Origin of the sequence: Streptomyces sp. NPDC127098 (genome assembly GCF_042722465.1) — a bacterium.
Lineage (GTDB): Bacteria > Actinomycetota > Actinomycetes > Streptomycetales > Streptomycetaceae > Streptomyces > Streptomyces millisiae.
The window spans coordinates 1-1,444 of the sequence record NZ_JBHXFJ010000149.1 but is presented as its reverse complement, the minus strand read 5'-3'; the positions used below and the strand labels follow the sequence as shown (position 1 = coordinate 1,444).

1 protein-coding gene is annotated in these 1,444 nt (G+C 67.7%); it reads right to left on the bottom strand.

Going from position 1 to position 1,444, the window contains the following annotated elements:
* Nucleotides 1-22: 22 nt before the first annotated feature.
* Nucleotides 23-1,219, bottom strand: a complete 1,197-nt coding sequence (locus tag ACFWI8_RS36255) for an IS110 family transposase (protein WP_387100525.1) — start codon at nt 1,217-1,219, stop codon at nt 23-25.
* Nucleotides 1,220-1,444 lie beyond the last annotated feature (225 nt).

The window sequence follows — 1,444 nt, the reverse complement described above, 5'->3', positions numbered from 1 at the left end:
GAAGGACATCCCAATCGTGTTGTCAAGCCGCAGCCGTGACGGGGGATGAAGCGTGATAGCACGCTCCGTCACGGATCATGGCCCACAGGACGTTGAGGCGTCGGCGGGCGAGAGCAAGCAGGGCCTGCTTGTGTCCCTTGCCCTCGCTGCGCTTGCGTCGGTAGTACGCCTTGGAGGCCGGGCAGGCCGGCAGGCTGGCCATTGCGGAGAGGTACATGGCCCGCAGGAGCCCGCGGTGATAGCGGCGGGGTCTGCGCAGGTTGCCGCTGACTCGGCCGGAGTCACGTGGCTGCGGGGCCAGGCCTGCGAACCCGGCCAGGCGGTCGGCGCTGCCGAAGGCATCCATGTCACCGCCGGTCGTGGCGATGAACTCGGCCCCGAGTTTGGGGCCCATGCCGGGCAGGCTGAGGATCACCTGTGCGTGCGGATGCTCGCGAAATCGAGCCTCGATGAGGGCGTCGAGTTCGGCGATCTCTTCATCGAGGGCCATCACCCCCTTCGCGAGGCGGGCCACCATGGCGGCGGCCAGCGTCTCACCCGGCAGCGCGGTCAACTGGGCCTGGGCCGCTTCCACGGCCATCTCGGAGACGGCGGTGGCGCCGCGGACCTTGCGGTTCTTCAGCCAGGTCTCGATCCGCCTGGCGCCCGCGCGGCGGATCGCGGCCGGAGCCTGGTAGCCCGTCAGCAGCGTGACGTGCCCCTTCTTCATGAGGTCGACCGAGCGTTCCAGCGCCGGGAAGATCTCAAGGAGTTGAGCACGGAGCCGGTTGATCTGGCGAGTGCGGTCGAAGACGACGTCCAGGCGGCGGGTGGTCAGCGTCCGCAGATCGACAGCCAGCTCGTCCCCGGGCCGCAGCACCCCCAGGTCGCGGCGGACGCGGGCCTGGTCGGCGATAACGAAGGCATCGCGCTCGTCCGTCTTCCCCTCGCCCCGGTAAGACGCCGAGGCCCGGTGCACGGCAAGGCCGGTGAGGTAGGTCATGGGCTGCCCATGCGAGAGCAGCAGTCCGATCAGCAGGGCGGCACCGCCGTGGTTGAGGTCGACCGCCCACAGCACGTCGGTGGATATCGCCAGGATGTCGCCGATCAGCTCCAGCAGCTCGGACTCGTCATTCTGGACGCGGCGGGACAGCAGCCGTTCGCCGTCCGTGTTGATCACCATCGCATGGTGGTGCGTCTTGCCGATGTCCACTCCGGCCCAAATCTCAGGCACGGTCACCTCCGCCAGCTCGTCGTCACATCAACCCAGCAGACGACCTCGCCGACGTTGTCCTATGCAGCGATCGAGTCGCATCTCCCAATTGGCGGTCGAGTCGTCGCGGGGCCCCGGGCGGCCATGTCCTTCAAGCCATCCAGCGGCTCAACCATGACAGCCATACCCAGGGCCCCTGGGCCTCGCCGATCTTACGAGTGACCAGTTCAGACCCACATCAATAGATAGGAC